At 60.6% G+C, this 25,506-nt stretch carries 24 protein-coding genes; 6 read left to right on the top strand and 18 right to left on the bottom strand.

Annotated elements, in window-relative coordinates:
* Positions 1-50: 50 nt before the first annotated feature.
* On the top strand, positions 51-533 hold the full coding sequence (locus AB5Y97_RS19510; protein WP_106844277.1) for a DUF1097 domain-containing protein: 483 nt from the start codon (positions 51-53) through the stop codon (positions 531-533).
* A 1-nt stretch (position 534) separates the two neighbouring features.
* On the opposite strand, the gene AB5Y97_RS19505 is transcribed toward AB5Y97_RS19510, so the two are convergent.
* From AB5Y97_RS19505 to AB5Y97_RS19490, 4 genes are all read right to left on the bottom strand, one after another.
* Positions 535-1,815 (bottom strand): sigma 54-interacting transcriptional regulator, encoded by a 1,281-nt coding sequence (locus tag AB5Y97_RS19505; protein WP_005339807.1) that lies wholly within the window; start codon positions 1,813-1,815, stop codon positions 535-537.
* The gene (locus AB5Y97_RS19500; protein ID WP_201943583.1) at positions 1,812-2,330 is read right to left on the bottom strand and encodes a hypothetical protein; all 519 of its coding nucleotides are present in this window, start codon (positions 2,328-2,330) and stop codon (positions 1,812-1,814) included. The genes AB5Y97_RS19505 and AB5Y97_RS19500 overlap by 4 nt, the downstream gene beginning before the upstream one ends.
* 5 nt (positions 2,331-2,335) lie before the next feature.
* Positions 2,336-3,736, bottom strand: a complete 1,401-nt coding sequence (locus tag AB5Y97_RS19495; protein ID WP_005339801.1) for a HAMP domain-containing sensor histidine kinase — start codon at positions 3,734-3,736, stop codon at positions 2,336-2,338.
* 103 nt (positions 3,737-3,839) lie between these two features.
* Positions 3,840-3,932 carry a YnhF family membrane protein gene (locus tag AB5Y97_RS19490; protein ID WP_005339800.1) on the bottom strand — a complete coding sequence of 31 codons (93 nt, stop codon included), beginning with the start codon at positions 3,930-3,932 and terminating at the stop codon, positions 3,840-3,842.
* Positions 3,933-4,056: 124 nt separating this feature from the next.
* Here AB5Y97_RS19490 and AB5Y97_RS19485 point away from each other — a divergent pair, with 124 nt between their 5' ends.
* Complete coding sequence (locus tag AB5Y97_RS19485; RefSeq protein WP_368158812.1) at positions 4,057-4,632, top strand: 2-amino-4-hydroxy-6-hydroxymethyldihydropteridine diphosphokinase; 576 nt, start codon at positions 4,057-4,059, stop codon at positions 4,630-4,632.
* Here the strand turns inward: AB5Y97_RS19485 and AB5Y97_RS19480 are convergent.
* Positions 4,558-5,262 (bottom strand): SDR family oxidoreductase, encoded by a 705-nt coding sequence (locus tag AB5Y97_RS19480; RefSeq protein ID WP_129504899.1) that lies wholly within the window; start codon positions 5,260-5,262, stop codon positions 4,558-4,560. The genes AB5Y97_RS19485 and AB5Y97_RS19480 overlap by 75 nt on opposite strands.
* A gap of 162 nt (positions 5,263-5,424) precedes the next feature.
* On the opposite strand from AB5Y97_RS19480, the gene AB5Y97_RS19475 reads away from it, so the two are divergent.
* Complete coding sequence (locus AB5Y97_RS19475; protein WP_204477842.1) at positions 5,425-5,829, top strand: CBS domain-containing protein; 405 nt, start codon at positions 5,425-5,427, stop codon at positions 5,827-5,829.
* Here the strand turns inward: AB5Y97_RS19475 and AB5Y97_RS19470 are convergent.
* On the bottom strand, positions 5,826-6,362 hold the full coding sequence (locus AB5Y97_RS19470; protein ID WP_005357578.1) for a DUF2301 domain-containing membrane protein: 537 nt from the start codon (positions 6,360-6,362) through the stop codon (positions 5,826-5,828). The two genes, AB5Y97_RS19475 and AB5Y97_RS19470, sit on opposite strands and share 4 nt — an antisense overlap.
* Positions 6,363-6,449: 87 nt before the next feature.
* Here AB5Y97_RS19470 and AB5Y97_RS19465 point away from each other — a divergent pair, with 87 nt between their 5' ends.
* Positions 6,450-7,214, top strand: a complete 765-nt coding sequence (locus AB5Y97_RS19465) for a substrate-binding periplasmic protein (RefSeq protein ID WP_368158810.1) — start codon at positions 6,450-6,452, stop codon at positions 7,212-7,214.
* Positions 7,215-7,222: 8 nt separating this feature from the next.
* On the opposite strand, the gene asnC is transcribed toward AB5Y97_RS19465, so the two are convergent.
* The gene (gene asnC / locus AB5Y97_RS19460) at positions 7,223-7,684 is read right to left on the bottom strand and encodes a transcriptional regulator AsnC (protein WP_005339783.1); all 462 of its coding nucleotides are present in this window, start codon (positions 7,682-7,684) and stop codon (positions 7,223-7,225) included.
* Between the two features lie 154 nt (positions 7,685-7,838).
* On the opposite strand from asnC, the gene asnA reads away from it, so the two are divergent.
* On the top strand, positions 7,839-8,831 hold the full coding sequence (asnA, locus tag AB5Y97_RS19455; protein WP_042082901.1) for an aspartate--ammonia ligase: 993 nt from the start codon (positions 7,839-7,841) through the stop codon (positions 8,829-8,831).
* 300 nt (positions 8,832-9,131) lie between these two features.
* Here the strand turns inward: asnA and clpB are convergent, their stop codons facing one another.
* The 3 genes from clpB to rluD form a co-directional block, all read right to left on the bottom strand.
* A complete protein-coding gene (gene clpB, locus AB5Y97_RS19450) occupies positions 9,132-11,705 on the bottom strand; it encodes an ATP-dependent chaperone ClpB (RefSeq protein WP_201947360.1) in 2,574 nt (857 codons plus the stop codon).
* A gap of 200 nt (positions 11,706-11,905) precedes the next feature.
* Entirely contained in the window at positions 11,906-12,643 is a 738-nt protein-coding gene (pgeF, locus tag AB5Y97_RS19445; RefSeq protein ID WP_201947358.1) for a peptidoglycan editing factor PgeF, read from the bottom strand.
* Between the two features lie 112 nt (positions 12,644-12,755).
* Entirely contained in the window at positions 12,756-13,736 is a 981-nt protein-coding gene (gene rluD, locus AB5Y97_RS19440; protein WP_005339771.1) for a 23S rRNA pseudouridine(1911/1915/1917) synthase RluD, read from the bottom strand.
* Between the two features lie 117 nt (positions 13,737-13,853).
* Between rluD and AB5Y97_RS19435 the strand changes: the two genes are divergently transcribed.
* Positions 13,854-14,609 carry an outer membrane protein assembly factor BamD gene (locus AB5Y97_RS19435; RefSeq protein ID WP_157161593.1) on the top strand — a complete coding sequence of 252 codons (756 nt, stop codon included), beginning with the start codon at positions 13,854-13,856 and terminating at the stop codon, positions 14,607-14,609.
* A 150-nt stretch (positions 14,610-14,759) separates the two neighbouring features.
* On the opposite strand, the gene AB5Y97_RS19430 is transcribed toward AB5Y97_RS19435, so the two are convergent.
* From AB5Y97_RS19430 to yqhD, 8 genes are all read right to left on the bottom strand, one after another.
* Positions 14,760-16,088 (bottom strand): CoA-disulfide reductase, encoded by a 1,329-nt coding sequence (locus AB5Y97_RS19430; protein WP_368158807.1) that lies wholly within the window; start codon positions 16,086-16,088, stop codon positions 14,760-14,762.
* Between the two features lie 98 nt (positions 16,089-16,186).
* Complete coding sequence (locus tag AB5Y97_RS19425) at positions 16,187-17,587, bottom strand: L-cystine transporter (protein WP_005339766.1); 1,401 nt, start codon at positions 17,585-17,587, stop codon at positions 16,187-16,189.
* Positions 17,588-17,720: 133 nt separating this feature from the next.
* Positions 17,721-19,022 carry a serine dehydratase subunit alpha family protein gene (locus AB5Y97_RS19420; RefSeq protein WP_042054833.1) on the bottom strand — a complete coding sequence of 434 codons (1,302 nt, stop codon included), beginning with the start codon at positions 19,020-19,022 and terminating at the stop codon, positions 17,721-17,723.
* A gap of 21 nt (positions 19,023-19,043) precedes the next feature.
* Positions 19,044-19,712 (bottom strand): transcriptional regulator, encoded by a 669-nt coding sequence (locus AB5Y97_RS19415; RefSeq protein ID WP_101530911.1) that lies wholly within the window; start codon positions 19,710-19,712, stop codon positions 19,044-19,046.
* Between the two features lie 147 nt (positions 19,713-19,859).
* On the bottom strand, positions 19,860-20,639 hold the full coding sequence (locus tag AB5Y97_RS19410) for an ABC transporter substrate-binding protein (protein WP_201947354.1): 780 nt from the start codon (positions 20,637-20,639) through the stop codon (positions 19,860-19,862).
* A 98-nt stretch (positions 20,640-20,737) separates the two neighbouring features.
* A complete protein-coding gene (pntB, locus tag AB5Y97_RS19405) occupies positions 20,738-22,222 on the bottom strand; it encodes a Re/Si-specific NAD(P)(+) transhydrogenase subunit beta (protein ID WP_005339759.1) in 1,485 nt (494 codons plus the stop codon).
* Between the two features lie 11 nt (positions 22,223-22,233).
* Complete coding sequence (gene pntA / locus AB5Y97_RS19400; RefSeq protein WP_245132287.1) at positions 22,234-23,760, bottom strand: Re/Si-specific NAD(P)(+) transhydrogenase subunit alpha; 1,527 nt, start codon at positions 23,758-23,760, stop codon at positions 22,234-22,236.
* Between the two features lie 507 nt (positions 23,761-24,267).
* Positions 24,268-25,431, bottom strand: coding sequence for an alcohol dehydrogenase (gene yqhD / locus AB5Y97_RS19395; RefSeq protein WP_201947351.1), 1,164 nt, complete (start codon positions 25,429-25,431; stop codon positions 24,268-24,270).
* Positions 25,432-25,506 lie beyond the last annotated feature (75 nt).

Below are 25,506 nucleotides of genomic sequence, written 5' to 3'. Positions count from 1 at the left end.
TTGCCGGGGGTAGGCTGCCCATTTTGCGAAGCCAACTGAAGAGTCGCCCCATGAGCCCACTGATCGCCATCGCCATCACCACTGGAATTCTCTCCGCCGTCTGGGGCTGGATTGCCGTCGCGTTCGGCCTTATCTCCTGGGTCGGCTTTCTCGGCTGCACCAGCTATTTCGCGTCAAGCGGTGGCTACAAGGCGCTGCTGCAGACCATCTTCTGCAACACCAGCGGCATGCTGTGGGCACTGCTGCTGATCCATGGCGACAGTCTGTGGGGGGCGGGCGTGGCGGGTTACGTGATGACGGGGGTGGTCGCAACCCTGATGTGCGTACAGGCCAAGCAGCAGTGGCTCGGCTACATTCCCGGCACCTTTGCCGGTTGCTGTGCCACCTTCGGGGCAGCTGGCGAGTGGCGGCTGATCCTGCCCTCCCTCATCATTGGCGCCTTGTTCGGTTACCTGATGAAGGCGAGCGGCCTCTGGCTCTCCCATAAAACTCAGAAAGCCGATGCCGCTCCGACTGTGGTTGATCCCGCCTGATTTATCCCTTCGATTTGAAGTTTGCTGCTTCGATACCGTGCCGATTCAATAACTTGTAAAAATCGGTACGGTTTCTGCCCGCCATGTTGGCCGCCAGGGTCACGTTGCCCTCGGTGGTGCGCAGCAAGCGGATCAGATACTCCTTCTCGAATTCGGCCCGCGCCTCGTTGAACGAGGGGATGCCGCCGCCGCCGCCACTCAGGGCGGACTCCACCATGGAGACCCCGATCACCGGGCTGCAACAGAGGCTGGCGAGCTGCTCCACCACGTTGCAGAGCTGGCGCACGTTGCCAGGCCAGGCAGCGGCCGCCAGCATCGCCAGCGATTCGGGCGAAAAACCCATGGCGGCGCAATCGCTGTGGCGGCTGCGGTAATCGTCGAGCGCCTGACGGGCCAGCAGGGGGATATCCTCGCTGCGGGCACTGAGAGACGGCAAGGTGATATTGGCGACGTTGAGACGGTAGAAGAGATCTTCCCGAAAGCGCCCCTCCTCCATCGCCTTGACCAGATCCTGATGGCTGGAGCTGAGCACCCTCACCTCCGGCGTGCCCTGACCATACTCCTCCATCACCTGCAGCAGCTTGGCCTGCAGGGATTCGGAGAGGCTGCCAATCTCGTCGAGAAACAGGGTCGCCCCCTTGGCCTGCTCGAACAGCCCTGACTGGCCATCTTCACCAAACAGCTGCAAGTCGAGTGACGCCCACGGAATGGCGGCACAGTTGATGGTATGGAGCGGCTTGTCGCGCCGCTGGCTGGCCTGATGCAGCGCCTGCGCCATCGCCCCCTTGCCGGAGCCTGACGGCCCCATGATCAGCACCGGCACCTCCATGGTCGCAATGCTATGGGCCTGGATCAGCAACTGTTCCAGCTGGGGATTACGGGTCAGGATCAGCGACTGCCACTCCTGCTGCTGTTTCGGCCGCGTCAGGCTCAGCGCATGTTCGATGGTGGCGAACAGCTCATCCTTGTTGATGGGTTTGGTCAGAAAGCTGAAGACCCCGGAGCGGGTCGCCTGAATGGCGTCCGGGATGGTGCCGTGGGCGGTCATGATGATCACCGGCAAACCCAGCCACTGGGCCTGGATCCGCTCGAACAGCGCCAGACCGTCCATGCCGGCCATCCGCAGATCGCTCAGCACCAGATCGGCCCGTTGCTGACGCAACCGGTCGAGGGCCCCTTCCGCACTGTCGGCGGTATCTACTTCATAACCCTGACTGCGCAGCCGCATGCTCATCAGTTTGAGCAGGCTGACGTCGTCATCCACCAACAGGATCCGGCTCATGGTATTACCTCACGATTCTCGTTCAGCTTGCGCTGGTTGAGCTGGTCGTCGATAGCGGTCAGCTGCTCGATCTGGCGGCGCAGCCGCTGGATCTCCTGACTCTGGTCATCGCGACGGCTGTCGCGAGCTAGCAGCTGTTCGCCGAGGGCGATCCAGCTACGTAAAAAGGCCTGCGCATCGAGACCCAGTTCGGGCAGCATCTGCTTCAGGCGCGCCAGACCGGCGGTGCGATTGGCCACCGACTCGGCGGGGTGGGAGTCCACCATCGCCAGACTGACCCGGCTCTCCAGATCGTCGGCCCCTTTCAGACGCTGACGCTCCTGCACCCGTTGCTGGGGGTGACTGGCCAGCAGCCAGTCGGAGTATTGCAGACGCACCTGCATCTCCTTGTTGGCAAACTCCATCCGCTTGGCAAAAGCGATATCGGAGGAGTCCCGCTGTGCCTGTTGCGGCAGCAAGGAGCAACCCGCGAGCAGCCCTGCCATCAGAGCTGGAAATACGCGTTGTATCTTCATAGTCCTCATTTCAACGTCAACCTGAAACAGACATCCGCCTGTTCATCCTCTACCAGAACCAGTTCCCCCCCCAGGCTGTTGGCAGACTCGCGGGCGATGGAGAGGCCCATGCCCGAGCCTTTCAAGAGACCTTGCCGCACTGTGCTGCCCTGCTCGAAGGGTTCAAAAATGCGTTGCTGATCGGCCACGGGGATCTTGGGCCCCTCGTTGGCCACTTCCAGCCAGCTTATCTGTTCATCCTGCCCCGCCCTGATCCAGATATTGCCCCCGCTGGCGCCGTAACTGACGGCGTTGGAGAAGAGGTTATCGAGGATCAGTCGTAGCCGGTAGGGCTCCGCCCACAGGGTAACCGGCACGGTCGGCAAGTGTACACGGATCTGCTTGGACTCCAATGCCAGCCGGTACTCGGCAGAAAGTTCCGACAACATCGGCAGCAGGGGGACGGGCTCCAGTTCGAAGGCCTCCTGCTGACTGAGCCGGTTGAAGTCGAGCAGCCGCTCGATCAGGGTCTGCAGGCGCCGACTGTTCTCGTCAAGCATCTGACAGATCTCCAGCTGATCCGGCGTCAAAGGCCCGACCAGCTGCTCGCAGAGCAGATCCGTCCCCTCCCGCAGCACCGCCAGCGGGGTCTTGAGCTCGTGAGAAACATGACGCAGGAACTGGTATTTCTGCAGCTCCAGCTCCTTGAGTTTGTCGTGCAGCCAGACGATCCGCTCCCCCAGCAATACCAGCTCGGCAGGGCCGTCAACCGGCTTGGGATCGGGTTCGACCCCGGCACCCAGACTCAAGATGCGCGACTCAATCTGTCGTACCGGGTGGATGATGAGGTAGGTGAAGATAAAGACCATCAGCAGGCTGAGCGCCGCCACCGCACCGCTCACCCACCAGAGCTCGCTGGTCAGTCCGGCGATGGTGAGCTGCACCCGATCCATGTGTTCGTCAACCCGGCTGCGGGTGACTATTTCGAGCTGCTTGTTGGCATCGTTGAACTGCTCAAGCTTGTCCCCCGCTGCCGCAGCACGAGCCAATGCGGCATCCTGCAGGCTGTCGAGCCAGGCCAGCCCCTGATCGAGCCCGCTGTAGAGCTGGCCGTCGGTGATGGAGTTGCGGTGCTCCGCCAGCAACACCCGATACCCGTCGAGTTGCTGCTGGTAGCTGGTGAGACTGCGGCGATCCCCCAGCACCGCGAAGCGGCGCAAGGTGCGCTCGATATCGATGGCTTGCGCCGTCAGCAGGGTGGCGCGGCGGGTATCCTTGACTGCCCGCTCCATCTCGTCGCTGGTGAGCTGACTGAGGTGGGCAAGGGAGGTGCTGTTGTGCCAGATCATGCCGCCCAGCGGCATCAATACCAGCACAAATCCCATCAATACCACCTGCAGCAGGGAGCGTGGGCGAACCTTGGTCATCATCTCTTCTCTTGCATTCTCACCGGTGCGCCAGCATAGCCGCACCGCCCCAAAAAACAAAACCGGCCAACAGGCCGGTTTGTATTATCTGGATTGTGGTGATTCACGCCAACGCGACAGAGGCCAGACAGATAATCATGATCATCGCCAGCGCGCCCGAGGCGGTCAACAGCGCCCATTTCAGCTCCACACTCATGCAAACCTCCTTTCTGCCAATCAGTGCCGGATCACAATAGATAAGACAATGTTAAGCCATAGTTAATCCGATAACCGTGAGCTGCGTATACATTTCAGATGAGCCCAACCCCGGGAAGGTGAGCATGTTCTATCTGTGTAGCATTGGTTCCAATATTGACCCGCATATCCATGTCAGCCGCGCGCTGGCCGAGCTGCTTGCGAACGTCGGCCCCCTGCGGCTGAGTTCGGTGATCCGCACCAAGCCGGTGGGAATGCACTCAAACCACGACTTTCTCAACTGCCTGCTGGTGGTGGAGAGCCCGCTCGATGCCGCCCGCCTCAAGCAGCACTTTGTCACCCTCGAGGTGGCGCACGGCCGGGATCGCAGCGATCCGCTCTGCAAGGTGCACGATCGGCCGCTCGACATCGATATTCTGGCCAGCAACAGGAGCGGTGACTTTGCCTCGGCAGAGGTCGATTCCTATCTGGCGGAGCTGCTGGCAGAGCTCTATGGCCATGGCGAGGTGCATGACCCCAAGGTGGCGCTGCAAGTGACGCTCCCCGCCCCATCGGGCAAGCTCAAACCCGGCAAGGGCTTACTGACCCGGCAGGTCGGGCTGGGGCCGCTGGTGCTTGGCAATTCTTCAGAGGGTAGCCAGCGCACGCCCGCCATCTACCTTGATGCTGGCCCCCGTCATATAACTGTTCCCCATCAGTAACTGCACCGCCTGCCAGATGGGCTCCAGTCCTCCCTCCCGCGCCAGCGGTGTTTTCGCCAACACCTGCTGGCGCCATGCCTCGTCATGCTCGTCGAGAAACAGGATGGGGCCCGGCTCTATAGTGTTGACCCGAACCGCTGGCGCCAGCTCCCGGGCAAAGCTCATGGCCAGCGAATGGGCTCCCGCCTTGGTCGCCACATAGCTGGCAAAACGGGGGGCCGGGGCATGGATATAGATATCGGTGATATGAATGATGCTGGCGTTGGGATTGCTGGCAAGCTGGGGGGCCAACGCCCGGTTTAGCTGGAAGGGGGCCGCCATGTGTACCCGGTAGAACTGCTCGAACTGGGCCAGTTGCGCCGCCGGATCAGTTGCCTGCGGCTCGAAGGCCGAAGCGTTGTGGATCACCAGCGCCAGATCCTGATGGGCAGCCAGCACATCGATCAGCTTGCCAACGTCATCTTCCCGGCCAAAATCCGCCTGCACCAGTTCGACCCCCAATGCAGCCAACGTGGCCAGCTCCGGCCGCTCGCTGCGATAACTGCCCGTCACCAGCCAACCCGCTGCCACCAGCTGTTCACAGAGATAAAATCCGAGTCGACGGCCGCAGCCCGTAACCAATGCACGCATACGATCTCCTTTCCCTTGCATGGTCTTGCATGAACGAAGCCCGCCTGCCAGCGGATCACCGCCGATGGCTTGTGCCTATCAATCCCTGCGGCACAAGCCATTGGTCGCGAGCTACCCGCCCGCGTCATAGTGGCGGCATCCCCCTCTTGCGGAGTCACCACCATGCTGAAAGTACACCACCACATGGGTCGCCTGACCCACTCCCTCACTGCCGGACTCGGCCTGGCCGAGGCGCTGGATCGCCTGCATCAATCGGGTCTTGGCGGCCTGCCGGTACTGGATGAGCAGAAACGGCTGATCGGCTTTCTTTCCGAACAAGATTGCATCCCCAGCCTGCTCACCGGCAGCTACCACTGCGATACCCGCACCCGGGTGGAGGATCTGATGAACCGCTCGCCCCTCTCGGTCGGGCCGGATGAGAGCATTCTGGATCTGGCTCGCCAGATGGCCGACGCCAAGCCCAAGATCTACCCAGTGCTGCAACAGGGCAAGGTGATCGGCATCATCAGCCGCCGTCAGGTGATGGAGGCCCTCAACCAGCAGATGAAGGTGTGCCAGCAGACCTAGATCTGGTAACGCCCCTTGTCACCGATATCGAAGTGCAGGGGCATCCGCCACTTGGCCAGCGCCAGCAAGGTCAACAGGGCCCCGCAGACCAGCGCCACCAGTGCGGCGGCCCACTCCACCCGCAACCACTCCAGCAGCCATAACGCCGGCAGCAATACGGGCACCAGCTTGATGCCGGGAATGGCAAAACAAAACTGCTCCTTGAACGCCAGCCCGGAGAGGGTAGCCAACGCCGCCCCCAGCACCAGCGCATCCGGTGCCCCTACCGCAGCCAGGGCCAGCGCGCCCCAACCAAATCCCTGCAGAATCAGGCGAATCCGCTTGTCGTAGATATGCAGCGAGAAGCCGCAGATTGCGCTTGCCACTGCCAGCGACATCAACCATTGTGCCGACGGGAGCAATGCCATCCCGCTCAGCAGCGCCGCACCGCGGCAAAGCAGCAACAGGGCAGCCGCACTCAAGCCAAGGCGGTAGAGCGAGACGGTCAACTTGTCGATCCCGTCCAGCGGGCTCTCGATTTCAGGATTTGCCATAAACAGTCGCTTCTAACGGATCAGGTGCCATCCAATATACTGGAATCAGGTCTTGGAATATCTTCAAACGGGCTCAGGAGACGTAGTTTGCGTGTGATCCCCCTGTTTTGGTTGCTGTTTCCACTCGGATTGCCCGCCAAAGAGCTGGTGATCTGCGGCACCATAGAGCCCCCGCTCAAGTTTCTCGATGTCGATCAGAAACCCCGCGGACTCGATATCGACATAGTCACCGCCATCTTCGACAAGCTGGAGACGCCCTTTCGGATCGAACTGGCCGACTCCGGTGCCCGCCTCACCCGCAATGCCGAAACCGGCGCCTGCGATCTGGTGATGACCCACTCCTACAAGGCAGAGCGGGAGAGTTATCTCATCTATCCCCAGCAGGCCCATCTTCGCCACAGCTGGCACTTCTTCGTGCGCAAGGCAGACCTGTTGAAGATCCGTTACGAGACGCTGGCCGATCTCAAACCCTGGCGTATCGGGGTGACCAAGGATTTCTCCTACACCCCTGAACTGGCGGCGGCCATGACTGACCCGACCTATCAGTTTCAGGAGATCACCATGAACCAGCTGCAACTGCGCAAGCTGCTGGCCGGACGGATCGATACCGTGCCCATGCCGCTGGTCACCGCCTTCACCCAGATCAAGGAGGAGGGGCTGACGGGCAAGGTCGATTACCTGCCCAAGCCGCTCAAGAGCAGCCCCTACTTCAACACCTGGACCCGCGCCAGGGCCGACGAGAATACGCCCGCCCAGATGGCCGCCTACGATGCCGAGCTGCTGCGCATGAAGCGCAACGGCAGCCTCAAGGCCCTCTACGACAAGTACGCCATCCCCTATATCGAACCCTGATCAAGGGGTCAGGGTTTCACATCCCGCAGGATAGGGTTTTGCAGCGAAATCAGAGTTTCAGTGGACTGGATCTCGTCGATGGTCTGGATCTTGTTGATCAGCACTATCTGCAGCTCGTCGATGGAGCGGGTCATCACCTTCATGAAGATGCTGTAGTGGCCCGTGGTGTAGTAGGCCTCCACCACCTCGTCCAGCGCCTGCAGCTTGGCCAATGCCGAGGGGTAATCCTTGGCACTCTTCAGATTGATCCCGATAAAGCAGCAGACGTCGTAACCCAGCTTCTTGGGGTTAACCTGCACCCGTGTCCCCTCGATGATCCCCGCCTGTTTCATCTTCTCCACCCGCACATGGATGGTGCCCGGGCTGACCGCCAGTTGTTTCGCAAGTTCGGCGTAAGGGATCCGCGCATTCTCCATCAGAGCGGTGAGGATGGCCTGATCGAGATTATCGATTCGGTAATTTTCCGGCATTTTTTTGCACTCCCGTTGACGATACCTCATTAAATAACGGCTTATTTTGAAGAAAAAAATACACAAAGCCTATTTCTATTATCGAATATTGAATTTAGTTGGCATTCCGTTGAAGAATCACCACATCCAACGCGGTTTGAAACAGGAATTCAGCATGAAACAGCACTACATTCGCAGCCAACAGCAGATCAGCTTCGTCAAAGAGATGTTCTCCCGCCAACTCGCCCAACAACTGGGTCTGATGGAGGTGCAAGCCCCCATTCTGAGCCGGGTCGGTGATGGCACTCAGGACAACCTCTCTGGCCATGAGAATGCAGTGCAGGTCAAAGTGAAAACCCTGCCGGAGCACAGCTACGAAGTGGTGCACTCACTCGCCAAGTGGAAGCGCCAGACCCTGGGTCGCTTCGGGTTCGGCCCGGGCGAAGGGATCTACACCCACATGAAGGCACTGCGTCCGGATGAAGACAAGCTCACCCCCATCCACTCCGTCTACGTGGATCAGTGGGACTGGGAGAAGGTGATGCCGAGCGAGCGCCGCGATCTAGCCTATCTGCAGGAAACCGTGCGCGGCATCTGGGCCGCCATCAAAGCCACCGAGCGCGCAGTCTGCGCCGAACATGAGCTGACCCCCTTCCTGCCAGCCGAGATCCAGTTCCTGCACAGCGAAGAGCTGCTGGCCCGTTACCCGGACCTCGATGCCAAGGGGCGCGAACGCGCCATCGCCAAAGAGCTGGGGGCCGTATTCCTGATCGGCATCGGCGGAGCCCTCTCCCACGGCGAACGCCACGATGTACGTGCCCCGGACTACGACGACTGGAGCAGCCACAACGAGCTGGGTCTGGCGGGTCTGAACGGTGACATTCTGGTGTGGAACCCGGTGCTGCAAGACAGCTTCGAGATCTCCTCCATGGGGATCCGGGTCGATGCCGAGGCGCTGCGCCGTCAGCTGGCTATCACAGGCGACGAGGATCGCCTGCAGTACGACTGGCACCAGGACCTGCTGGCCGCACGGATGCCGCAGACCATCGGCGGTGGCATCGGCCAATCTCGTCTGGCCATGCTGCTGCTGCAAAAAGAGCATATCGGTCAGGTGCAGGTTGGTGTGTGGCCCTCTGAAATGAAGGCCGCTATCCCGGGCATGCTGTAAACGCGTTTATTTCACCGGTCTGGCCTGTGCGCAGTGGCACGCGGGTCAGCCCTGAAGGTGTGTGGCGGTGCGGACTGAACGAGCGCAGTCCGGACATGCTGTAAGTCGCGTGGTCATCCCTGATGGCCCACGGCGAAACCGGGGCTTGCCCCTGCGACCCGCTCAACCCACGTCAGGTCGCTTCACTACATTCCTCCCGGCAATCTTCGGATTGCCGTTTTTTTTGCGCCCGAATCCCCGCCACCAGATATGGCAACGCCAGCCCGAGGGCTGGCGTTGCAAACATCGATGCGAGACTGGTTACTGGGTCATGGTGAGGCCGTTGCTGTCGGCCCCCAGCACCAGTTTTTTGCCCGGAACGATGCGGCCGGAGAGCAGGGCCTGCGCCAGCGGGTTCTCCACCTTCTGCTGGATCGCCCGTTTGAGAGGCCGCGCCCCGTAAACGGGGTCGAACCCGGCGTGAACCAGCTTCTCGAGCAGCGCTTCGCTCACCTCCACCTCGTAACCCTGAGCCTCGAGACGGCCCATCAGGCTCTTGAGCTGGATGCGGGCAATGGACTTGATGTGATCCTCGCCGAGGGGATGGAACACCACCGTCTCGTCGATCCGGTTGATAAACTCCGGCCGGAAACTGCGGGTCAGCACATCCATCAGCATGGCCTTCATCTCGTCGTAATCCTTCTCGGAGTGGTGCTCCTGAATCAGATCCGACCCGAGGTTGGAGGTCATGATCACCACCGAGTTGCGAAAATCGACGGTGCGACCCTGACCATCGGTCAGGCGGCCATCATCAAGCACCTGCAACAGGATGTTGAACACATCCGGATGCGCCTTCTCCACCTCGTCCAGCAGGATCACCGAGTAGGGACGACGGCGCACCGCCTCGGTCAGATAACCACCCTCTTCATAACCCACGTATCCGGGAGGCGCCCCCACCAGACGGGCCACGCTGTGTTTCTCCATGAATTCGGACATGTCGATCCGCACCATGGCATCCTGGGTATCGAACAGGAACTCCGCCAGCGCCTTGCACAGCTCGGTCTTGCCCACCCCGGTGGGCCCCAGGAACAGGAAGGAGCCGATGGGGCGGTTAGGGTCGGAGAGACCAGCACGGGAGCGACGAATGGCGTTGGAGACCGCATCGACCGCCTCTTCCTGACCAATCACCCGGCTGTGCAGCTGATCTTCCATCCGCAGCAGCTTGTCGCGCTCCCCTTCCAGCATGCGGGCGACCGGAATACCGGTCCAGCGGGCCAGGACGTCTGCGATCTCCACGTCGGTGACCCGGTTGCGCAGCAGGCTGGTCTCCTGCATCTCGGCCTGGGTGGCGAGATCCAGCTGTTTCTCCAGCTCTGGAATGCGGCCGTACTGTAGCTCGGACATCCGGCCCAAGTCGCCTGCGCGGCGCGCCACATCGAGATCCTGACGGGCCTGCTCCAGCGCAGCCTTGATATGCTGGGTGCCGGCGAGGGCGGCTTTCTCGGCCTTCCACACCTCGTCCAGCTCGTTGTATTCACGATCTTTTTCGCCAATCTCCTGATTGATCAGCTCCAGTCGTTTGCGGCTGGCGTCGTCGTCCTCCTTCATCAGCGCCTGCTGCTCCAGCTTGAGCTGGATAATGCGCCGCTCGAGGCGATCGAGCGCTTCCGGCTTGGAGTCGATCTGCAACCGGATGCTGGCCGCCGCCTCGTCGATGAGATCGATGGCCTTGTCCGGCAACTGGCGATCCGCAATGTAGCGGTGCGACAGCTGGGCCGCCGCCACGATGGCAGGGTCGGTGATCTGCACATGGTGGTGCAGCTCGTAACGCTCTTTCAGGCCGCGCAGAATGGCGATGGTGTCCTCCACGCTTGGCTCTTCCACCAGCACCTTCTGGAAGCGACGCTCCAGCGCGGCATCTTTCTCGATGTACTGACGGTACTCATCCAGGGTGGTAGCGCCGACACAGTGCAGCTCGCCACGGGCCAGCGCAGGCTTGAGCATGTTGCCCGCGTCCATGGCTCCCTCACCCTTGCCGGCGCCGACCATGGTGTGCAGCTCGTCGATAAAGAGGATGACGTTGCCCTCCTCCTTGGCGAGATCGGTCAGCACGGCCTTGAGCCGCTCTTCAAACTCACCGCGATACTTGGCACCGGCCACCAGCGCCCCCATGTCCAGCGACAGCACCCGCTTGTTTTTGAGCCCTTCCGGCACTTCGCCGTTGATGATGCGCTGAGCCAGCCCCTCGACGATGGCGGTTTTACCGACACCGGGGGCACCGATCAGCACGGGGTTGTTCTTGGTGCGGCGTTGCAGCACCTGGATGGTGCGGCGGATCTCGTCATCACGGCCGATCACCGGGTCGAGCTTGCCGATTTCGGCCCGCTCGGTCAGATCGATGGTGTACTTCTCCAGCGCCTGACGGTTCTCCTCGGCGTTGGCATCCTCCACCTTCTTGCCACCACGCACCTTCTCGATGGCCGCTTCGAGTTTCTCTTTGGTCAGCCCCTGGGCGCGCAGCAGCTCACCCAGCGTTCCCTTGTCGTCGAGGGCAGCCAGCACGAACAGTTCGGAGGAGATGAACTGATCCTTGCGCTGCTGGGCCAGTTTGTCGCAGACGTTGAGCAGGCGGCCGAGGCCGTTGGAGAGCTGCACGTCCCCTTCTACGCCGCTGACGCGCGGCAGGCGATCCAGCTCCTCACCAAGACGGGAGCGCAGGGAGTTGATATCCATCCCGGTCAGGGTGAGCAACGGACGGATGGAGCCGCCATCCTGATTGACCAAGGCGGTCATCAGATGGACGGGTTCGATAAATTGGTGGTCACGACCCAGCGCAAGAGACTGGGCATCGGAAATAGCAATCTGGAATTTGCTGGTCAGGCGATCGAGGCGCATTGCACTCCCCCTTTCAAGACGGACGCCGCTTGCGCGGCAAACAACATAACTTTCTGAGATGAAAGATGAGGCCCGCACGGGCTATTTCAAGGGCATGGGCTGGTTATTTTTTCTGCAAAGCGGGGAGAGGGCAGGATCCCCGCCTCTCTCATACGGATCTGTTCTTGAGAGAGACGGGCTATTACTTGGCGGGTGATTGCTTAGCGGGCCAACCAGATGAGGGAGGCCATCCGGCCGGTCTGACCATCGCGACGATAAGAGTAGAACTGCTCGCTATCGCTGAAGGTGCAGTATTCGCCGCCATAGACGGCGGTAACGCCAGCGCGGGCAAGGCGCAGCCTAGCCAGTTGGTAGATATCCGCCAACCATTTGCCGTCGTTGGACGAAGGGACGAACGCGGCTTCTGCTTCAGCCTGCTCAGCCATAAAGGCCTCGCGCACCTCTCCCCCCACTTCAAATGCGGTAGGGCCAATGGCCGGGCCCATCCAGGCCAGGAGCTCGCCCGGCTCACAGCCCATGGCGGCGATGCTTGCCTCCAATACGCCCTCTTTCAGTCCACGCCAGCCAGCATGGGCGGCGGCCACCACGGTACCGGCCCGATCGCAGAACAGCACCGGCAGACAGTCGGCAGTCATCACGATGCAGGCCAGCTCCGCCTCATGGGCGCAGGCGGCATCGGCATCCGGCGCCAGCTCATAATGGCTGCTGACCGGATGAACCACGGTGCCGTGCACCTGATTGAGCCAGTTAAGGGGCCCCGGGATGGCGGCCGCCTGCTGCAAGCGGGCGCGATTGGCCTCGACTCGCGCCGGTTCGTCACCCACGTGGGCGCCCAGATTGAGACCGGCAAAGACCCCTTCACTGACGCCGCCATCCCGGGTGGTCGACAACGCCCTGACACACGCCGGGGCTGGCCAGTCTGGTTCGATCCATTTCATCTGTGACTCCTTCAATTCACCGATATAAAAACGGGGCTCCTGCAAGGGAACCCCGTTTGGCATCTGTTCGGGCCGGATGACGCCAGAAACCGACGCAGCAGGCCCTATCGCATCAGTTCCAGACCAGATCGTCTGGATTGGCGAGAGTATCCGCGCGCAGCACTTCCATCAGCTCCACCATGTCTTGCGGTGTAGCTGAGTGCCACTGCATCACTTCTCCCGTGATGGGGTGAGCCAGTTGCAGCATGGTGGCATGCAGCGCCTGACGGTTGAAGTTACGCAGTGCCTGGGTCAGCTCGGGGGTCGCGTTGCGCAGCGGGCGCAGACGGCCACCGTAAGCGGGATCACCCACCAGCGGGTGTTTGATGTGCGCCATGTGGACACGGATCTGGTGGGTACGGCCGGTCTCCAGACGCAGACGCAGACGGGTGTGGCCACGGAACTTCTCGTGAACCCGGTAGTGGGTCACGGAAGGACGACCATTGGGCACCACGGCCATATGGGTACGCTGGGTCGGGTGACGGCCGATGGGCGCATCAACCGTACCACCTGCGGTCATGTGACCGATGGCGATCGCTTCGTACTCACGGGTGATCTGGCGCGCCTGCAACGCTTCCACCAGATGGGTCTGGGCGGGTACGGTTTTGGCAACCACCATCAAACCTGTGGTGTCTTTATCCAGACGGTGCACGATACCGGCGCGGGGCACCTCGGCAATGCCGGGGTAGCGGTGCAGCAGGGCATTGAGGATGGTGCCATCCGGCGTGCCTGCGCCCGGGTGAACCACCAGTCCGGCCGGTTTGTCGATCACCAGAATGTGTTCATCTTCATAAACGATGTTGAGCTCGATATCCTGGGCATCCCAGCGAGTATCATCTTCCAGCTCGACATTCACATGCACCTGCTGCCCGGCCAGAATCTTCTCGCGCGGGGTGTTGGCAACCTGACCGTCCAGGGTCACTCTGTCCTGTAAAATCCACTCCTTGATGCGGGTGCGGGAGTAGTCTGGAAACAATTCGGCCAGGGCCTGGTCGAGTCGCTGCCCGAATTGGTGATCCTGGAATTCGCCTGTCAGTTCAATATGCTGGCTCATGTATGGTCTCTTGAGCGGGGGGTATCAATTCGAAATAATCCGGGTATTCTAGCTTTTCTTTTAGCCAAGCATAACGGATACTTTGCCAATTTCGTGGAAATGGACCGGATGTTGTTGATGGGAAAGAAGTCTCACCTGCTGATGTCGCTCGCCTTGGTCGCTACCTTGATCACAGGCTGTTCCAGCACCAAACCCAAGGTACCCGACGAACCGCCGGAGACCCTGTACCAGAAAGCACGCCTCAAACTGGACGTTGGCAATTACGTGCAAGCCACTGAATTGCTGGAGGCTTTGGACTCTCGCTACCCGTTCGGCGCCTACTCCAATCAGGTGCAGCTTGACCTCATCTATGCCTACTACAAGCAGGATGATACCGCTCAGGCGATCGCCAATATCGACCGTTTTATCCGCCTCAATCCGGCGCATAAAAATATCGATTACGTCTTCTATATGCGCGGCCTGACCAACATGGCGGCGGATTACAACTTCTTCCAGAGCCTGTTCGGTATCGATCGGGACGACAAAGACCCGGCTTATGCCCGTCAGGCATTCCAGGATTTCAAGACCCTGCTGCAAAACTACCCCAACAGCGTCTATGCCGCCGATGCCCGCGCCCGCATGATTGGCCTGAAGAATCGTCTGGCCCGATATGACCTGAGCGTCGCCGAGTATTACGTGAAGCGTGATGCACTGGTCGCGGCCGCCAACCGGGCCAAGCTGATTGTCGAGACCTACCCCGACACAGCCGAAACCGAGAAGGCGCTGGAGATCATGGTCGAGTCTTACGACGCCCTGAAAATGCCACAGCTGGCCAAGCATGCTCGCGAAGTGCTGGCTAAGAACTACCCGGAAAACCGCCTCGCCCGCAGCTGAGAGCGAATAAACCGGTAATAGTAAAAAACCGATGCCATGGCATCGGTTTTTTTATCGCTGCAATTTACCCTCAGCTGTTACCCGCAGATTGCTCTGCAGAGCTGGGGCAACGTAACGGCGCCTTCCCAGCGCCGTCCGTCATCGCAACGCTTACTTCGCGACATTACCCGCCACGTTCAGGGCATCCCAGGTGCGGGAGAAGGGCGGCGCATAGGCAAAGTCCAGCATGCCGAGCTGCTCGGTGGTCACCCCCATGGTGATGGCCACAGCCAGCGCGTCGATGCGGTGGACCGCCCCCTTGCGACCGAGGATCTGACCACCCAGCAGCCGCTTGCTGCCCGCCTCATAGACCAGTTTGACGTGAATATCTGACTGACCCGGGCAGTAGTTGGTGTGGCACTTGTCCTTGATCACCACGGTGCGATAGTCGATGCCCATCGCCTTGGCTTCCTGCTCGGAGAGGCCGGTACGGCCCGCCTCCAGCCCCAGCACCTTGAGCGCGGCGGAACCCAGAGTGCCGGGGAACTCCTGCTCGGCACCGGCCAGGTTCTCACCCACCATGCGCCCCAGCTTGTTGGCGATTGTGGCGAGCGGCACATAGACCTGCTGCTGCTTCACGCTATGCCAGACGCTGGCACAATCACCGGCCGACCAGACGTTGGCCAGCGAGCTGCGCCCCTGACGATCCACCTTGATGGCGCCGTTGCCGAGTCGCTCGATGCCGGTATCGGCCAGAAACTCGGTGTTGGGCTTGACCCCGGTGCAGACCACCACGATATCGGCCTCGTACTCGCCCTGGCTGGTACGCACGCCGGTCACCCGGCCATCCCCCAGCAGTGCTTCAACTCGCTCACCCAGATGGAGGGAGACCCCCTGCTCGCGCAGTTCGATTTCGATGTGCTGGGTGATCTCGCCATCAAACGCGTCGGGGATGACTCGATCCGCCAGCTCGATGAGACGCACCTCTTTGCCCTGATGGACCAGCGCCTCGACCACCTCCAGCCCGATAAAGCCGGAGCCAATCACCACGGCGCGGCGATTGTTCTTGTCTTGCACCGCCGCCTTCAGCGCCAGCCCGTCGGCCATCCGGCGCAGACCGAATACCCCTTGCTGCTGCAAACCGGGGATGGGGGGCATCACTTCGCGGGCACCGGTGGCAATCATCAGGCGATCGTAGCGATCGGTGAAGGTGTCGCCGTTGTGCTCCACCACCAGAGTCTGGGCAGCCGCATCGACGCTCAGCACCCGATGGCCAATCTTGACCTCGATCCCCTTGGCGGCGAACTGCTCGGGGGTGAACTCGGCCATGTAACCGGGCTCCTGAAACTCGTCACCGACGAAGTAAGGCAGGCCGCAGGCACCGAAAGAGATCACCTCGGAGGCCTCATACACCACGATTTCGGCATCGATGGCCAGACGGCGCGCCTTGGCCGCCGCGCTCATACCGGCGGCTTCACCACCGATGATCAGAATTCTCATAGTTTTTCCTCTCAATGGCGCAGGGAGGGCATGCCCTCCCTGCGGTCTATGACGGGAAAGAGTCACCCCTTTCCACGGGCAGATCAACCGACAGCAAATCAGACGGTGGACTCTTCGCCGTCCAAACTCACTTCGTGATCGCTGTTGAACACATGCATGTCGGTCTCGCCCATCAGACGGCTGGTGACCGTCCCTGCGGTTATAGAGCCGGAGACGTTCAGCGCGGTACGGCCCATATCGATCAGCGGCTCGATGGAGATGAGCAGACCGGCCAGCGCCACCGGGAAGTCCAGCGCGGAGAGCACGATCAGCGCGGCAAAGGTGGCGCCACCGCCAATCCCGGCCACCCCGAAGGAGCTGACGGTGATGATGGCGATCAGGGTCATGATGAAGCCGGGATCCATCGGGTTAACCCCGACGGTCGGGGCAATCATCACGGCCAGCATGGCCGGATAGATACCGGCACAGCCGTTCTGACCGATGGTGGAACCGAAGGAGGCGGCGAAGTTGGCGATCCCCTCAGGAATACCCAGCGACTTGGTCTGGGTCTGCACGTTCATCGGGATGGAGCCCGCACTGGTGCGCGAGGTGAAGGCAAACGCCAGCACCGGCGTGATCTTCTTGAGGAAGCGCAGCGGGTTGATGCCGACCATGCTCACCAGCAGCAGGTGCACGACAAACATGATGGCGATGGCTCCGTAAGAGGCCATCACAAAGCTGAGCAGGTTAAGAATATCCGCATAGTTGGAGCCGGAGACCACCTTGGTCATCAGCGCCAGTACGCCGAATGGGGTCAGGCGCAGCACCAGAGTCACCATTCGCATTACGATGGCATGAGCCACGGCCACGAAGTGGCTGAAGCTGGCGAAGATCTCCGGCTTCTTGCGGGCAATGCCGGTGGCAGAGAGGCCGATGAAGATGGAGAAGATCACCACGGCGATGGTGGAGGTCTTGCGCGCCCCGGTCATGTCGAGGAAGGGGTTGGCAGGAATGAACTCAAGCATCATCTTGGCAAAGGACATGCTCTCGACGCTGCCGAGGGTGGTCTGCAGCGCGGCGCCCCGGGCGCTCTCGGCGGCACCGGAGGTGAGCCCTTCAGCGGTCAGGCCAAACAGGTTGGACATCAAGATGCCCGCCCCGGCGGCGATGGCGGTGGTGAAGATCAGCACGCCTATGGTCATGGCGCTGATCTTGCCCAGCGCAGTGCCGCCATTGAGCTTCAAGATAGCGCTGATGATGGAGACCATGATGAGCGGGATGATGATCATCTGCAGCAGCTTCACATAGCCGCTACCCACGATATCCAGATAGTCGATGGTCTGAACAATGACGGACGAACCTGCACCGTAAAGCAGTTGCAAAGCGGCGCCGAACAGAATACCGAGCCCCAGACCGGCAAATACCCGGCGGGTGAAGCTCACATGTTTTTCCTGTAACCGGTAGAGAAAGAACAGCAAGATGGCAGCGATGGCCAGATTGCCGATAACGCTAAATGTCATGGTATGACTCCCCAAAAAGCGGGCTTGCGCCCGAGAAACAAGAGCAAGCGCCATGCTTGCCCTGGCAACCGTGTCAGACGGTCTGCGCCGTCGTGACAAGAACAAGGGGGTCTATCGCCCCCTTGTCACAGATTCACTGCTTCTGCTGTTTCGCTCGCATGATGTTGATGATTTCGATGTCGGTATCCAGCATCCCCTCTTTGGAGAGTCGTCCCAGATTGGCGATGGTCTGGTCCACGTCATCGGAGACGATCCCCTCGCTCTGGGGGACATGCAGGTTGTTGATGGCCATCAGCGAAGACTTTACCGCCGCCGAGGTAGAAGTGGAGACCTTCATGGAGCAGGCGCTGCCCGCGCCGTCGCAGATGATGCCGGAGACATCGCCAATCATGTTGTTGATGCAGTGGCTGATCTGCTGATACTGGCCGCCCAGCAGCCAGGTGATGGCGGCACCGGCACCCATGGCGGCGGTACTGGCGGCGCAGAGGGCCGACAGCTTGTTCTGATAGGTCTTGATGTAGATGGCCACCAGATGGCTCATCACCAGTGCCCGGGTCAGCTGTTCGTCGCTCGCCTTGAGGAAGCGGGCAGCCGCGACCACCGGCATGGTGGCGGCAATGCCCTGATTGCCGGAACCGGAGTTGGACATGGCGGGCAGCATGGCGCCATCCATCCGCGCATCGGAGGCAGCAGAGGAGAGGCGCATCGCCAGCGTCATCAGGTCATCGGAGAGCAGCTTGCGCTCCACCTGCTCGGTGAGGATCTTGCCAATCTTCAGGCCGTAACCCTGCAACCCTTCGTCCGCCAGCGCCTGATTCATGGTGGCGGCCTCGCGGATAAAGTCGATCTCCGCCAGCGGCACTTCCAATGCAAAATCGACGATCTCCCGCAGGGTCATGGCCGGTTTGGCGGATTTGGCCGGCTGGATCTGCACGCCGGGGGCACTGGCCTGCTCCATCAGCACCTCGCCATCCTTCTCCATCAGGATGATGCGGGTGTGGTCGGTGCAGATCACCACCCGGGCACTGTGCCCTTCAACTTCGGCCAGCACCTCGGCGTAGAGCACGTCCGGCACATCCTTCACATCCACCTTGATGACCGGCAACAACGTCTTGGCCGCTTCCACCTGTTCTGGTGTGAGGGTCTTGAGCACCTCCAGCCCGGCATCCGGGTTGCCCCCTGTGATGCCGACCGCAGCAGCCACCGGCAGACCGATCATGCCGGTGCCCGGCACTCCGACCCCCATACCGTTCTTGAACAGATTGCCACTGACCCAGACGCTGATGCGGGTCGGGGTCTCCCCCAGCAGCTTGCGGCAGTTGGCCGCTGCCAGCGCCACCGACATCGGCTCGGTACAGCCCAGGGCCGGCACCACTTCACGCTTGAGCAGGGTAATAAAGTCGGTCCATTGTGCTTTCATCGCAGTGTTTCTCATGTTCAGGGTGCCCGCAGGCAGTTATTGCTTGTTCAGATCCGCTTTGTGATTACGGATATGCAGATAAACAGTATGACGGGAGATGCCGAGCATCCGGGCAACCAGCTGGGCCGCCTCCTTGATCTCGAAGATCCCCATGTCGAAGAGCCGGGTCACTATCTCCTTGTTGCGCACCGTGCAGGAGAGCGAATCGTCCCGATCCACCTTCTCAATCACCTGGGTCACCAGATCGTCCACCGAGCTGGCAAAGGTCTCGTTATTGAGCGGCGCCGGTACCGCGGGCAGCGCAAAAGTATCGAGCAGGCAGCCAAGGGAGGTATCCAGACTGAAGTTCACGCAGAGCATGCCGATGGGCTTGCCCTGTCGGTTGCTGATAGTGATGGAGGAGGACTTCATCAGCGTCCCGTCGCGGGTACGGCTGAAGTAACTGCTCCACTGGCTGCCCGCCTCCCCCTGCAAGCGGTTGAGGGCAAAGTCGGTGACCGGCGCCCCCTCCCGACGACCGGTAACATGGCCGTTGGCAATCTTGATGACCGATGCATCCAGCGTATCGAACGCATGCAACACCACCTCGCACCCTGCGCCAAACAGCGCGGCCAGCGCCTCGACCGCGGGCTCGAAACTGGCGATCAGATGACGTTCTTCATCCGTTAACGAATTGATCTGGTCAGTGGTGGCTGCTGTGGACATATATGAGTAACTTTGAGTAAACCGCAGTTGATTCTACTATCAACAAGATCAACTAATGTTGAGCGGCATCCCCTTTTTGCTCGCCATTATGCCCACCTTTTAACAAAGTGCGACAAATTGTGAAGCGGCGCACAGCAGGGCGGCAACTCAGAGGTGATAGCGGGCCAGCAGTTGCTTGTAGGCGGGAGTCTGTTTGAACGCCTTGAGGGCAGAGGAGAAGCGGATAGCCAGCTGGTCGTGGCCGGGCTTGTGGGTAAACGCGAGGAAGTTGCGGTTGTCGTCGGTCAGCAGGCGCGAGCCGTGGTTAACCTGATCCTGCAACCCCTGAGTGTGCAGCAGATAACGACCGACCCGCTCGTTGAGCACCACCCCGTCCAGCCGACCGGCCATCATCAGATGCAGCTGTTTGATGGCATTCCCCTCCCCCGTCATCGGCATCCGGATCACCCCGGGATCGGTCAGAAAATCGGGGCTGTAGGCATAATCTTCCTGAATACCTATCCGCAGACCCTTGAGGTCGGAGAGCTGTTTGAAATCCACCGGACGGGCCGATGGATAGAAGAGCACTTCTCCGCTGTAAGAGAGCGGCTCTTCGGGGTAGTGGAGCCAATGCTGGCGGGAAGGCTCAAAGAAGACATCGAGCACCGCATCCCCCTGCCTGAGACGGGCCTGCTGCAGAACCCGCTTCCAGGGCAGCACCCTGATTTCGGTGCGATAACCCATCTGGCGCAACACGGTACAGGCCAGATCGAGATCGGCGCCGGCCAGCTCGCCATTGTCACCACGCATCACATAAGGGGGCCACAGCTCGGTCAGCAGCGTCAGTGTCGGCGGTTTGTCCGCCGCAGCCGCCAAACCGGCACCCAACAGGGAGGCCAGCAGCCAGCCGTACAACCCGATCCTTCGCCAACCCTGACACCACATCATGGAGATCCCTCATGGTCCGTATGGATTGAGGATATACAAGGGATGAGCAATAAAAAAGGAGGCCGAAGCCTCCTTGATATTCACTCTCTGAATGGCACTTACAGTGCTTTCAGGATTGCCTCGACGCTGGCCTTGGCATCGCCAAACAGCATCTGGGTATTTTCCTTGAAGAACAGCGGGTTCTGGACACCGGCGTAGCCAGTGTTCATGGAGCGCTTGAAGCCGATGACGTTCTGCGCTTTCCACACTTCCAGCACCGGCATACCGGCGATCGGGCTGCCCGGATCTTCCATCGCAGCCGGGTTTACGGTGTCGTTGGCACCAATCACCAGCACGGTGTCGGTGTCGGCGAAGTCGTCGTTGATCTCGTCCATTTCCAGCACGATGTCATACGGGACTTTCGCTTCCGCCAGCAGCACGTTCATGTGACCTGGAAGACGACCGGCAACCGGGTGGATACCGAAACGCACCTTGACGCCGCGGTCACGCAGCTTCTGGGTGATTTCAGCAACCGGATACTGGGCCTGCGCCACCGCCATACCGTAGCCCGGGGTGATGATGACGGAGCTGGAGTTTTTCAGCAGGTCAGCCACTTCCTCGGCGCTGGTTTCGCGGTATTCGCCCATCTCCTGATCAGCCGTGGAGGCCACGCCATCGGAGCCGAAGCCACCGGCGATCACGGAGATGAAGGAGCGGTTCATCGCCTTGCACATGATGTAAGAGAGGATCGCACCGGAGGAGCCCACCAGGGCACCGGTGACGATCAGCAGGTCGTTGGAGAGCATGAAGCCCGCCGCTGCCGCCGCCCAACCGGAGTAGGAGTTCAGCATGGAGACCACCACCGGCATGTCGGCGCCACCGATGGAGGCAACCAGATGCCAGCCGAAGGCGAAGGCGATCAGGGTCATCACCAGCAGGGCGAAGGTAGAGCCGCCCGCGTTGACGAAGTAGACCATCAGCGCCAGCGAGGCGACCACGGCCAGCAGGTTCAGCTTGTGGCGGTGCGGCAGCATCAGCGGCTTGGAGGAGATCAGACCGCGCAGTTTGCCGAAGGCAACCACGGAACCGGTAAAGGTTACGGCACCGATGAAGACGCCCAGGAAGATCTCGACCAGGTGGATGTTCAGCATGGCGCCGGTCAGGTGCTCGACCTGGGCAACGCTGTTGGCCTGCTCGAACGCCGCACGGGCGGCTGCCAGGGTGGCATCCAGATTGGAACCGACGGAGACGACGACCTCAGCAGGTGCAGAGGGGTGCAAATCGATGAAGCTGTTGAAGCCCACCAGCACTGCCGCCATACCCACGAAGCTGTGCAGCACGGCCACCAGCTCGGGCATCTCGGTCATTTCGACCTTGAGCGCCAGACGCACGCCGATGGCACCGCCAATCACCATGGCCAGAATGATCCAGTGAACGCCACTGGTCTCCGGGTTGAATACGGTGGCGAGCAGGGCGATAGCCATACCCGCGATACCGAACAGGTTGCCATGCTTGGCCGTTTCTTGCTTCGACAGTCCCGCGAGACTGAGGATGAAGAGCACGGCGGCAACGATATAGGATGCTGTTACCAGTCCTTGAGACACGTTAAACCCCCTTAATCCTTACGGAACATCTTCAGCATGCGCTGAGTGACGGTGAAGCCGCCGAAGATGTTGATACTGGCAATCAGCACGGCGACGAACGCCAGCGCGGTGACCAGGGTCGACCCTTGCCCGATCTGCAGCAGGGCACCGACCACGATAATGCCGGAGATGGCATTGGTGACCGACATCAGCGGCGTATGCAGGGCGTGCGATACGTTCCACACCACGTAGTAACCGACCACACAGGCCAGGATGAATACGGTGAAGTGGGAGAGGAAGGCTGCCGGGGCAACGGAGGCGATCCAGCCGAAGGCGGCGATACCGATGGCACCGAACACGAACTTCTTGTTGGAGGGCTTGGCCTCTTCTTTCTTGGCGGCCGGTTTGGCGGCGGCCGGTTTCTGCGGGGCAGCAGAGACGGAGATGGCGGGCGGCGGGAAGGTCACTTCACCGGCCTGGATCACCGTCATGTTGCGCTGAACCACGTCTTCGAAGTCGATGGCGACGTTGCCGTCCTTCTCCTTGCACATCAGCTTCATCAGGTTGACCAGGTTGGTACCGTAGAGCTGGGAGGATTGGGCAGGCAGACGACCTGGCAGATCGGTGTAACCAATCACCTTGACGCCGTTGTCGGTGACATGCAGCTCACCCGGCACTGTGTATTCACAGTTGCCGCCAGCCTGAGCGGCCATGTCCACGATGACGGAGCCCGGCTTCATGCTGTCGACCATCTCTTTGGTGATCAGCTTGGGAGCTGGCTTGCCCGGGATCAGGGCGGTGGTGATGATGATATCCACCTCTTTGGCCTGCTGGGCGAACAGCTCCATCTCGGCCTTGATGAACTCATCGGACATGACTTTGGCGTAACCATCGCTGGATGCACCGTCTTCGCCACCGAAGTCCAGCTTGAGGAATTCCCCACCCATGGATTCGATCTGCTCGGCCACTTCCAGACGGGTATCGAACGCACGCACGATGGCACCGAGGGAACCGGCAGTACCGATGGCAGCCAGACCGGCCACACCGGCACCGATCACCAGTACCTTGGCAGGCGGCACTTTACCGGCTGCGGTGATTTGACCGGTGAAGAAGCGACCGAACTGGTGCGCAGCTTCAACCACGGCGCGATAGCCACCGATGTTGGCCATGGAGGAGAGGGCATCGAGGGACTGGGCACGGGAGATCCGCGGCACCATATCCATCGCCATCACATTGATGTTGCGCTCGGACAGCTTCTTGACCAGCTCAGGGTTCTGGGCAGGCCAAATGAAGCTCACCAGAGTGGCGCCATCTTTAATTTGTGCGATCTCGGCATCGGTCGGCGCATTGACCTTGAAGATAAGGTCGGCTTGCCAGACATTCGGCACCACGCTGGCACCGGCAGCCTCGAAGGCGGCATCATCGAAGCTGGCCGACAGGCCTGCGCCGGTCTCGATGGCGACCTCGAAGCCGAGCTTTTTCAGCTGCTCGACGGTAGCCGGGGTCGCTGCGACCCGGGTCTCACCGGCGAGACTCTCTCTCGGTATTCCAATCTGCATGACTATTCCCTGATGGTTAATAAACAATCGCTGCCCAGTGTCTCACTTCTGACGAAACAAGACATGACCAAAGTGCAGGTCCAGGGCTCTTTGTTATGAAAATCAGTAGGCTTTACCTCAACCTCCTGTCATGGTCAGGCCCCCGCTTTTCAGGCGCGAAGGTGATTAGTATCAAATTTTGGAGTTTTATTACAACCGCAGTCCCGACGGCACTCGTACAGAATTCAGCCCATCCCTGGCTACGATTAAAAAAAACAAACCAAATTAGAGGCTTATACCAGTAAAAACGGCTGAAAAAAGTGATCCAACCAGTCAAAAAAAATGTTTTACTGGCCCTCTATCTTAGCGTTTTTTGTTCTTACGAAATCCGCTTTCGTCTCACTTCTCGCAGCGAAACGCCGAAAAGTAACACTTTCCCAACAAAAGCGGGGCCGCTCAGCCGCCAGATGGCGGGAGAGGGCCCCGGCAATTCAATCGTTTCGCCCGTTTGGCGCCGATTGGCGGCCCTTACCAGGCCGCTTCATAAATATGCTGGCTCTGCACCAGATCGATATCGCCGTGCTCGCCCAGACGACTCATGCCGTGCTCACCCAGCTTGCCGATCAGGGTATCGATACCCAGATCTTTCAGACCGTAGTCGCGCAGTCGGGTCTTGACCCCCATCCGCTCGAAGAAGTCGCGGGTCGCGGCGATGGCATCGTCGATGCGTTCCGCTTCGCTGCCGCTGTTCAGACCCCACACCCGCTCGGCGTATTGCAGCAGCTTGGCATGTTTCTGTTTGCGCTTGGCCTGCAGCAGGGCAGGCAGCACCACCGCCAGAGTCTGGGCGTGGTCGAGGCCGTGCAGGGCAGTCAGCTCGTGACCCAGCATGTGGGTGGCCCAATCCTGCGGTACACCGGCACCGATCAGGCCGTTCAACGCCATGGTGGCGCTCCACATGATGTTGGCGCGTACCTCGTAGTTGTGCGGCTCGGCCAGCGCCTTGGGGCCCTCTTCGATCAGGGTCAGCAGCAAGCCTTCAGCGAAGCGATCCTGCACCTTGGCGTTGACCGGATAGGTGAGGTACTGCTCCACGATGTGGACGAAAGCATCCACCACCCCGTTCGCCACCTGACGCTCGGGCAGGGTGTAGGTGAGCACCGGATCCAGCACGGCGAAGCGCGGCATCACGAACGGCGAAAAGAAGTGCACCTTGTCGCCACTGCTGCGACGGGTGATGACGGCACCCATGTTCATTTCGGAACCGGTCGCCGGCAGGGTCAGCACGGAACCGAGCGGGATGGCGGAACGCACTTCGCTGCCGACGGTCTCGAGAATGTGCCAGGGATCCTTGGCCAGATCGTAGTGCGCGGCAGCGGCGATAAACTTGGTACCATCGAGCACGGAACCACCACCAACGGCGAGCAGGAAGTCGACCCGCTCGGCACGGGCCAGCTCCACGGCGCCCATCAGGGTCTCGTAGGCCGGGTTCGGTTCGATGCCGCCAAATTCAAACAGGGTCATGCCAGCCAGCTCGTTACGGATCTGTTCCAGCAGGCCGCTGCGTACCACGCTACCGCCACCGTAGGTGATCATGACGCGGGCATCGCTCGGAAGCTGCTCGCGCAGCTGGGCGATCTGCCCTTGGCCGAACAGGATTTTGGTCGGGGTATGGAGAGTAAAGTTGTTCATCGACATTGCCTTCTTCTGATAGTCAGGGCGGCCTGGCCGCGAAATCGCGATTGCATTTTTCTCCAGAACCACCCT

It is taken from the genome of Aeromonas sp. R10-2 (genome assembly GCF_040908445.1).
Taxonomy (GTDB): Bacteria; Pseudomonadota; Gammaproteobacteria; order Enterobacterales; family Aeromonadaceae; genus Aeromonas; species Aeromonas veronii.
The sequence above is the reverse complement of the archived record's forward strand: the minus strand, read 5'-3'. Positions and strand labels throughout refer to the sequence as shown.

Excerpts from the sequence above, each read along its gene's own strand:
- AB5Y97_RS19510 (WP_106844277.1), top strand. The coding sequence starts at position 51 with ATGAGCCCACTGATCGCCATCGCCATCACCACTGGAATTCTCTCCGCC.
- AB5Y97_RS19505 (WP_005339807.1), bottom strand. The coding sequence starts at position 1,815 with ATGAGCCGGATCCTGTTGGTGGATGACGACGTCAGCCTGCTCAAACTG.
- AB5Y97_RS19500 (WP_201943583.1), bottom strand. The coding sequence starts at position 2,330 with ATGAAGATACAACGCGTATTTCCAGCTCTGATGGCAGGGCTGCTCGCG.
- AB5Y97_RS19495 (WP_005339801.1), bottom strand. The coding sequence starts at position 3,736 with ATGACCAAGGTTCGCCCACGCTCCCTGCTGCAGGTGGTATTGATGGGA.
- AB5Y97_RS19490 (WP_005339800.1), bottom strand. The coding sequence starts at position 3,932 with ATGAGTGTGGAGCTGAAATGGGCGCTGTTGACCGCCTCGGGCGCGCTG.
- AB5Y97_RS19485 (WP_368158812.1), top strand. The coding sequence starts at position 4,057 with ATGTTCTATCTGTGTAGCATTGGTTCCAATATTGACCCGCATATCCAT.
- AB5Y97_RS19480 (WP_129504899.1), bottom strand. The coding sequence starts at position 5,262 with ATGCGTGCATTGGTTACGGGCTGCGGCCGTCGACTCGGATTTTATCTC.
- AB5Y97_RS19475 (WP_204477842.1), top strand. The coding sequence starts at position 5,425 with ATGCTGAAAGTACACCACCACATGGGTCGCCTGACCCACTCCCTCACT.
- AB5Y97_RS19470 (WP_005357578.1), bottom strand. The coding sequence starts at position 6,362 with ATGGCAAATCCTGAAATCGAGAGCCCGCTGGACGGGATCGACAAGTTG.
- asnC (WP_005339783.1), bottom strand. The coding sequence starts at position 7,684 with ATGCCGGAAAATTACCGAATCGATAATCTCGATCAGGCCATCCTCACC.
- asnA (WP_042082901.1), top strand. The coding sequence starts at position 7,839 with ATGAAACAGCACTACATTCGCAGCCAACAGCAGATCAGCTTCGTCAAA.
- clpB (WP_201947360.1), bottom strand. The coding sequence starts at position 11,705 with ATGCGCCTCGATCGCCTGACCAGCAAATTCCAGATTGCTATTTCCGAT.
- pgeF (WP_201947358.1), bottom strand. The coding sequence starts at position 12,643 with ATGAAATGGATCGAACCAGACTGGCCAGCCCCGGCGTGTGTCAGGGCG.
- rluD (WP_005339771.1), bottom strand. The coding sequence starts at position 13,736 with ATGAGCCAGCATATTGAACTGACAGGCGAATTCCAGGATCACCAATTC.
- AB5Y97_RS19435 (WP_157161593.1), top strand. The coding sequence starts at position 13,854 with ATGGGAAAGAAGTCTCACCTGCTGATGTCGCTCGCCTTGGTCGCTACC.
- AB5Y97_RS19430 (WP_368158807.1), bottom strand. The coding sequence starts at position 16,088 with ATGAGAATTCTGATCATCGGTGGTGAAGCCGCCGGTATGAGCGCGGCG.
- AB5Y97_RS19425 (WP_005339766.1), bottom strand. The coding sequence starts at position 17,587 with ATGACATTTAGCGTTATCGGCAATCTGGCCATCGCTGCCATCTTGCTG.
- AB5Y97_RS19420 (WP_042054833.1), bottom strand. The coding sequence starts at position 19,022 with ATGAGAAACACTGCGATGAAAGCACAATGGACCGACTTTATTACCCTG.
- AB5Y97_RS19415 (WP_101530911.1), bottom strand. The coding sequence starts at position 19,712 with ATGTCCACAGCAGCCACCACTGACCAGATCAATTCGTTAACGGATGAA.
- AB5Y97_RS19410 (WP_201947354.1), bottom strand. The coding sequence starts at position 20,639 with ATGATGTGGTGTCAGGGTTGGCGAAGGATCGGGTTGTACGGCTGGCTG.
- pntA (WP_245132287.1), bottom strand. The coding sequence starts at position 23,760 with ATGCAGATTGGAATACCGAGAGAGAGTCTCGCCGGTGAGACCCGGGTC.
- yqhD (WP_201947351.1), bottom strand. The coding sequence starts at position 25,431 with ATGAACAACTTTACTCTCCATACCCCGACCAAAATCCTGTTCGGCCAA.